Origin of the sequence: Streptomyces sp. LHD-70 (assembly GCF_031157275.1) — a bacterium.
Taxonomy (GTDB): Bacteria; Actinomycetota; Actinomycetes; order Streptomycetales; family Streptomycetaceae; genus Streptomyces.
Map to the genome: position 1 here is coordinate 359,779 of NZ_JAVIFW010000009.1, position 7,405 is coordinate 367,183.

Sequence of the window (7,405 nt, forward strand, 5' to 3'; positions counted from 1 at the left end):
GGCTGAGGTTGCGTCCCCCTGATGTCCAGTCACCACACCGCGCCCGCGCGGAAACCAGCACGGCTACCGTCGTACTCCGTGGTTCCGCACTTCCTCGAGGGGGCGTACGCGGCATGAGTCCCGACGACGACCACGGCCGGCCCGACGACGGCGGCTACGGCGGCTCCGGCCACACCCGCACCCGCCTCCCGGACGGCGACGGCGGGTACGGCACGGCCAGACGCATGCCACGGTCCCCGCGCAGCCTGGTCACGGTCGTGTCGGTCGTCGTCCTGCTCGTCGCGGCGATCGCGTTCGCGAACAGGGGCGGGGGCGAGGGGAGTTCGGACTCCGCGCCCTCCGAGGACGGCCGGGGGCCTGCGGCGGCCCCGACTGCCCCGTCCGGGCAGAAGCCGGTTTCTTCTGGGTTCGGGAGGGATCGGGAGGGGGTGCAGAGCGCTGCCGCGAATTACGCTGCCGCTTTGGGGTCGGACGGGATGTTCAACGCCGGCCGTCGCCACGCCATCGTCAAGGCAGTGGCCCATCCCGGTGCGGAGAAGCGGCTGCAGTCCGGCTTCAACGCGGACTACTCCAAGGACCTGCTGGGGAAGATCGGCCTGAACGAGGACGGATCTGCCCCCAGGGACTCCACGTTCGTCAACCGCACCATGCCTGCCGGGACCAAGGTCAAGGCCTACTCGGACAGTGAGGCGACCGTAGAGGTCTGGTGCAACGGACTCTTCGGCCTCACCGGAGAGGACACCACCAACCCCGTGACCAGCAGCTGGTTCACCGTGACGCTGAAGCTGAAGTGGAACGGCGACTGGAAGGTTCTGGAGACGCGGCAGAAGACCGGACCGACCCCCGTCACTGGGGACAACCCCGTATCCGGCGCCGACGAGATCGCCGACGCGGTCAAGCAGTTCGGAGGGTTCACGTATGCCCGCTAGTCACGCACGCCGCGCCCTCTCAGTGACCACAGCCGTCGTCGCCGTACAGACGTCGCTCATCGCACTTGCCGGTCGTGCCGCCGCAGCCCCTGAGCCCAAGGACGACCCCTGCGAACTCATCGCAGGACCGGCAAAGAAGTACTGCGAAAACGGCAAAGAAACCAGCACCACCCCCAAATCCCCCGCCGACGACGCCCTCAGCACCCTCGACCCGCTCTCCTCCCTGGCCAAGGGCTGCGCCGACGCCGCCTCCTGGACCGTCGACAAGCTGAGCGCCGCCGTCAAGGACACGGCGAACGTCGACTTCACCAACCCGACGTTCCTGCAGCAGTACGCAGTCGTCTTCGCCGCGTCGACCATCCTGACCCTCCTCCTCTGGCTGCTCGCCGTCGCCAAGCGGGCCGTGCGGGGCGTGCCGTTGACGACCGCCGTCGGGGAGGCCATCGGGTTTCTCTGGCTCACCGTGCTCGCCTCCGCGTTCACGCCGCTGATCCTCTACACCGTCGTCTCCGCCACCGACGGCGTCTCGGAGGTGCTGGCCAAGACCACGGGCGGCCAGACCGACGTGTTCTTCGGGTCGTTCTCCGAAGCGCTCAAGAAGGGCGAGGACATCGGCGGCGGACCGATCATGCTGATCGTCGTCTCGCTCGTCTCGATCCTCGCCGCCGGCGTCCTCTGGCTGGAGCTCGTCATCCGCGCGGCGCTGCTGTACGTAGGCGCCCTGCTCGGCACCGTCGTGTACGCGGGACTCGTCGACAAGAACCTCTGGTCGCACGTGCGCCGTTGGGCCGGGATCATGATCGCGGTGATCCTCGTGAAGCCCGTGATCGTCATCGTGCTCGGGCTCGCCGGCGCGCTCTCCGGCGACGACGGGCCCGACGCGTTCTCCGCCGTCGTCTCCGGCCTCGCCATCATCCTCCTCGCCATCTTCGCCTCGGCGATGATCTACCGCTTCGTCCCGGGCTTCGGCGACGAGATCGCCGCAGGCCGCAACAACCGCATCATGCAGAGCGCCGAGGGCAAGGCCGCCGCCGTCATCAGCTCGCCCGCCGCGCTCGTCTCGCAGGGCATCAAGACCCACAGCACCCGCGGCCGCGGCGGCGAGGACAGCGGCGGCGGCAGCGCCCGCCCCGCCAACCCCGCCAGCGGAGGCGTCGCCGCGCACGCCAACCGAGGGGCGAGCAGCTCAGCCGCCACCCCCGCGCCGCGCACCGGAACCCACAGCACCAGAAGTACGACCAACCGCACGGGAGGTGAAGGGCGTTGACGACCCAGTCCCACCAGGTCGCGCCCCGCCGCACATATCTGATCGGCCGGGCCCGGCCGAACGCGATCGTCGGCAAGAACCGCGAGACCGGCGAGATCGCCCTGATCATCGCCGGAGCCTTCCTCGGCATGATGTGCGGCCTGCTCGTCCCCGTCCTCTCCCTGCGCATCGTGCTGCTCACCGGCTTCCCGATGCTGGCCCTCGCCGCGGTCTACGTGCCGTACAAGGGCCGTACGTTCTACCGCTGGTACGAGGTCAACCGCAGCTACAAGCGCAGCCTGCGCCAGGGCACCGCGTACCGCTCGGCCGTGCCCGAGGCCGGAGTGCGGCTCGACGGCCGCGAGGTCGAGGTCGGACCGCCGCCCGGCATCGGCCGCATCGCCTGGCTGGCCGCGCCCTTCGGCCCCGACGAGATCGCCGTGCTCCTGCACGCCGACCGCCGCACCGTCACCGCCGCCATCGAGATCGAGGGCCCCGGAGTCGGCCTGCGCGACAGCGAGGACCAGGAGGCCCTCGTCGACCGCTTCGGCACCCTCCTGAAGCACGTGGCGAACGGCGACGGCTTCGTCACCCGCCTCCAGATGCTCGCCCGCACCCTCCCCGCCGACCCCGACGCGCACGCCAAGGACGTCGCGGTCCGCGGCGACGAGAAGGCGCCGAGCTGGCTGCAGAGCTCGTACGACCAACTGCAGTCCATGGTGTCGACCAGCAGCGAGCAGCACCGCGCGTACCTCGTCGCCTGCATGCACTACACCCGCGAACTCGCCGCCGAGGCGCAGGCCGTGGCCCGCGCCGCCCGCCCGCACGGCGGCCGCAAGCTCGACAAGGACGCCGGTATCGCGGTCGTCATGGCCCGCGAGCTGACCGACATCTGCTCGCGCCTCCAGGAGGCCGACATCCGCGTACGCCAGCCCCTCGGCCAGGGCCGGCTCGCCTCGCTCGTGCACTCCATGTACGACCCGGACCACCCCATCGACCACATCCAGGCCATGACCCAGCGCAACGCCTGGCCCGCCGAACTCGACGCCATGGAGCCCACGTTCCTCCAGGCCAAGACCCGCGAGTCCTCCACCCGCGCCCCCTGGTGCCACGCCACGGCCTGGGTGAAGGAGTGGCCGATGACCCCCGTGGGCGTCAACTTCCTCGCGCCGCTGCTCGTCCACACCCCGGACGTGATCCGCACCGTCGCCGTCACGATGGACCTCGAACCCACCGAGGTCGCCATCGAGCGGATGCTCACCGAGAAGACCAACGACGACGCGGAGGCGAGCCGCCAGGCCAAGATGAACCGCACCGTCGACCCGCGCGACGCCGCCGCCCACTCCCGCCTCGACCAGCGCGGCGAGGACCTCGCGAGCGGCGCCGCCGGCGTCAACCTCGTCGGGTACATCACGGTGTCCGCCCGCTCCCCCGAGGCACTCGCCCGCGACAAACGGACGATCAGGGCCTCGGCGGGCAAGTCGTACCTCAAGCTGGAGTGGTGCGACCGCGAACACCACCGGGCGTTCGTGAACACGCTGCCGTTCGCCACCGGCATCCGCCGCTAGCCACGTCCGACGACAGCCCGCCAGCCCTCCGGAATCAGAAGGTAGAGGCGCCAAGCCCATGCGAGATCCGCTGACCACGCTGACCGACGCCTTCACCTCCTTCCTGTTCGGAAAGGTGGAGACGACCCGCCTCCCGGTGCGCACCTCCACCGGCCAGGCCCAGGCGGTCTACCTGCCGACCGCCGCCCCCGGCCTCGGCGACTCCGGCGTGATCATCGGCCGCGAGGTCTACAGCGGCAAGGGCTACATCTACGACCCCTTCCAGCTGTACGGCCAGCAGCTCCCCGCCCCCCACTGGCTCGTCCTCGGCGAATCCGGAAACGGCAAGTCCGCCCTGGAGAAGACGTACGTCCTGCGGCAGTTGAGGTTCCGCGACCGCCAGGTCGTCGTCCTCGACGCACAGGGCGAGGACGGCGTCGGCGAGTGGAACCTCATCGCCCAGGAGCTGGGCATAACGCCGATCCGCCTGGACCCGACGGTCGCCCTGGACACGGGCATCCGCCTGAACCCCCTCGACCCGTCGATCACGACGACGGGCCAGCTGGCCCTGCTCCGCACGATCATCGAGGTCGCGATGGGCCACGGCCTGGACGAGCGCAGCGGCTTCGCGCTCAAGGTGGCACACGCCTACGTCAACGAAACGATCGTCGAACGCCAGCCCGTCCTCACCGACATCGTCGAGCAACTCCGCCACCCCGAACCCGAGTCGGCGGAGGCCATGAACGTGGCCATAGAGGACGTACGGGCCTGGGGCCTGGACGTCGCCCTCGTCCTGGACCGACTGGTCGACGGCGACCTGCGCGGCATGTTCGACGGCCCGACAACGGTCGGCATCGACCTCGACGCACCCCTGATCGTCTTCGACCTCTCCCACATCGACCGCAACTCCATCGCCATGCCCATCCTCATGGCGATCGTCGGCGTGTGGCTGGAGCACACCTGGATCCGTCCCGACCGCAAGAAGCGCATCTTCCTGGTGGAGGAGGCGTGGCACATCATCAACTCCCCCTTCGTTGCGCAACTCTTCCAGCGCCTGCTGAAGTTCGGCCGCCGCCTCGGCCTCTCCTTCGTGGCCGTCGTCCACCACCTGAGCGACGTGGTGGACGGGGCCGCGGCCAAGGAAGCCGCCGCGATCCTGAAAATGGCCTCCACCAGAACCATCTACGCCCAGAAGTCCGACGAGGCCCGCGCCACCGGCCACGTACTCGGCCTGCCCCGCTGGGCCGTGGAGATCATCCCGACGCTCACCCCCGGCATCGCGGTCTGGGACGTCAACGGCAACGTCCAGGTCGTCAAACACCTCATCACCGAGATGGAACGCCCCCTCGTCTACACCGACCGCGCCATGACCGAATCGTCCCTGGTCGAGGAGGAGGACGACCTCATGACCGCCGCCGAACTCGAAGCCGAGGAACGCGCCGCCCGCATGGAGCGGTACGCGGCCCACGCCGAACTCGGCGACCCGGACGCAACGGTGGCCTGACATGCGCGACCCGCACCCCGAGCGCCGGGAAGGCGGCGGCATCCCCGACGGCCTGCTCGTCGCCCTGCTCGTCTTCCTCCTCGGCCTCACCCTCCTGGTCTGGACGGCCACCGGCCTCTCCGCCCTCCTCGCGAAGGGCGCCTGGCCGTCCCAGGTCACCTTCGCCCGCACCCCTCTCGCCATACGCCACCTCATCTCCCAGCCCCACGACATCCCCGGCGCCTGGCCCGACTCCCCCGAACAGGCCTTCTCCGGCTACGGCCTCTTCTGGGGCCTGTTCATAGGGCAGTTGATGGTGCTTACGGTTCTTGTGGTGTTCGTGATGGGCACGGTTGCGCGGTGGCGGGCGGTACGGAAGGGACAGAGGTCGCAGACGGCGCCTGCGGTGCCCGCTGACCCCGCTGTGGGCAGGCGTTCCGCAGGGCGATGGGGGTCCCCCCGCTCGAGCGAAGCCGAGAGTGGGGGAGGGTGGGCACAGCCCCACGTGCCGGGTACGTCTGAGGAGGGGCTCAGCCCAGTCGACACCCCCGCACCGGAGGTGCGAAGCGCGGCAACCGAGCCGACGGCACCGTCGACGACCACGGTCCCCACCCCCCGCACCCCCCTACTCTTCGCCCCCGCCGACAACCGAAAACCCCCCGCCGTACAGGCAATCCAGGAGTCCGAGGGCCCAGCCCTGATCGTCACCTCGAACCCCGCCCTGTGGGAGGAAACGAAGGACGCAAGGGCCAAACTAGGCCCCGTACTCCTCTACGACCCCGAGCACCGCTGCGACACCCCCGCCCGCATGCACTGGTCCCCCACCACCGGCTGTGAGGACAAGCCCACCGCCGCGGCCCGCGCCAGGGCCCTGCTCGCCCCCGTACGCCCCACCGCCCGGCTCGACGCGACCACCGCGAGCACCGCCGAGACGCTGCTGCGCAGCTATCTGCACGCCGCCGCCGTCGACGGCCGCCCGTTCAAGCACGTGCACCGCTGGTCGCAGGGCAGCCAGGTCCAGGAGGCCGTACGCGTCCTGCGGACCAGCAGCAAGGCGGCCTCGGGATCAGGCGGCGAACTGGAGGCGGCCCTCACCGCACACCCCGAACGCCGCGACATGGCCCAGGAGTTGACGGCCCGAGCCCTCTCCGCCCTGTTCTCCGTGCACATCCGCGAGGCCTGCGCCCCGAACCGCACGGACACCCTCACGCTGGATTCCTTCATCGCCGAAGGGGGCACGCTTTACGTGGTGGGTGAACCCATCGAGGATCCGAAGTCGGTGCCGGGAGCCATGCCGCTCCTCACGGCGCTCGTATCAAGCGTGGTCGAGCACGGCCGGCGCATGGCCGCACGGTCATCCTCCGGTCGGCTCGACCCACCACTCGCGCTGATCCTCGACGACGTCGCCGCCGTCGCCCCGCTCCCCGAACTCCCCGAACTCCTCGCCGACGGAGCCGATTCGGGCCTCCCCACGCTCGCCCTGCTCCGCTCCCGCGAACAGGCCCGCGCCCGCTGGCCCCACGACGACCTGCCGGTCTGAGCCCCCGGACCCGAATCAGGGACGCCAGGAACTTCCTCGACCGTCCGTACGAGGATGCCCCCGTGCCCCCGACCGCCCCCAGGACCGCGACCGCCTGAGGACCAGGACTCCTGGTCCTCAGGCGCCGCGCCGCTGACCGGTCATGTGCAGCGGCTCCTGCAGAAGATCCGGGCCTTCGACGCCGCCGCCCCTTGGTGTGGGACCTCAAGCTGACCGCCTGCTTCACGGCGGCCGAGGTCGGCCACCCGCCGCATCACCGCCTCCGGCAACCGCACCCGCATCCGACCGCGAACGCGAGATCCTCACATCGATCTGCCAGGGCTGGACGAATACGGAAATCGCCGAGCGCTTTCATCTCGCCGAGTCGACGGTGAAGAGGCGTGTGGGCCGCATCCTGTCGAAGACGGGCGCGCGAGACCGGGTCCAGGCGGTGATTCTGGCGTACGACGCCCGCTCGGTGAAGCCGTCCTGAAGCGGCTTAACGCCCCTGAACGCAAAAATGCCGCAATCCCCGGATGAAATCCGGGGATTGCGGCTAAATTTAGTTCGGCGGCGTCCTACTCTCCCACAGGGTCCCCCCTGCAGTACCATCGGCGCTGTGAGGCTTAGCTTCCGGGTTCGGAATGTAACCGGGCGTTTCCCTCACGCTATGACCACCGA

Annotated in this window: 5 protein-coding genes, 1 rRNA gene and 1 pseudogene; 6 read left to right on the forward strand and 1 reads right to left on the reverse strand. The window is 70.0% G+C overall.

Annotation, left to right across the window (positions count from 1 at the left end):
* The first annotated feature begins 113 nt into the window (after positions 1-113).
* The 6 genes and pseudogenes from RCO28_RS20525 to RCO28_RS20550 form a co-directional block, all read left to right on the forward strand.
* Complete coding sequence (locus RCO28_RS20525) at positions 114-929, forward strand: hypothetical protein (protein WP_308942611.1); 816 nt, start codon at positions 114-116, stop codon at positions 927-929.
* Positions 919-2,196, forward strand: coding sequence for a hypothetical protein (locus tag RCO28_RS20530; RefSeq protein ID WP_308942612.1), 1,278 nt, complete (start codon positions 919-921; stop codon positions 2,194-2,196). The genes RCO28_RS20525 and RCO28_RS20530 overlap by 11 nt, the downstream gene beginning before the upstream one ends.
* Positions 2,193-3,743: an SCO6880 family protein gene (locus tag RCO28_RS20535; RefSeq protein ID WP_308942613.1), complete on the forward strand. Its 1,551-nt coding sequence runs from the start codon at positions 2,193-2,195 to the stop codon at positions 3,741-3,743. Before RCO28_RS20530 ends, RCO28_RS20535 begins: the two co-directional genes overlap by 4 nt.
* Before the next feature lie 58 nt (positions 3,744-3,801).
* Complete coding sequence (locus tag RCO28_RS20540; RefSeq protein WP_308942614.1) at positions 3,802-5,226, forward strand: ATP-binding protein; 1,425 nt, start codon at positions 3,802-3,804, stop codon at positions 5,224-5,226.
* A 1-nt stretch (position 5,227) separates the two neighbouring features.
* Positions 5,228-6,745: a type IV secretory system conjugative DNA transfer family protein gene (locus RCO28_RS20545; RefSeq protein WP_308942615.1), complete on the forward strand. Its 1,518-nt coding sequence runs from the start codon at positions 5,228-5,230 to the stop codon at positions 6,743-6,745.
* Positions 6,746-7,022: 277 nt separating this feature from the next.
* Positions 7,023-7,217 (forward strand): annotated as a pseudogene (locus tag RCO28_RS20550) (response regulator transcription factor); the annotation flags it as partial.
* A gap of 72 nt (positions 7,218-7,289) precedes the next feature.
* Here the strand turns inward: RCO28_RS20550 and rrf are convergent.
* Positions 7,290-7,405: ribosomal RNA gene (gene rrf / locus RCO28_RS20555) — 5S ribosomal RNA — on the reverse strand.

What these genes read in the sequence shown, in the direction of transcription:
- RCO28_RS20540 (WP_308942614.1), top strand. Translation starts at nt 3,802, where the DNA reads ATGCGAGATCCGCTGACCACGCTGACCGACGCCTTCACCTCCTTCCTG.
- RCO28_RS20525 (WP_308942611.1), top strand. Translation starts at nt 114, where the DNA reads ATGAGTCCCGACGACGACCACGGCCGGCCCGACGACGGCGGCTACGGC.
- RCO28_RS20530 (WP_308942612.1), top strand. Translation starts at nt 919, where the DNA reads ATGCCCGCTAGTCACGCACGCCGCGCCCTCTCAGTGACCACAGCCGTC.
- RCO28_RS20545 (WP_308942615.1), top strand. Translation starts at nt 5,228, where the DNA reads ATGCGCGACCCGCACCCCGAGCGCCGGGAAGGCGGCGGCATCCCCGAC.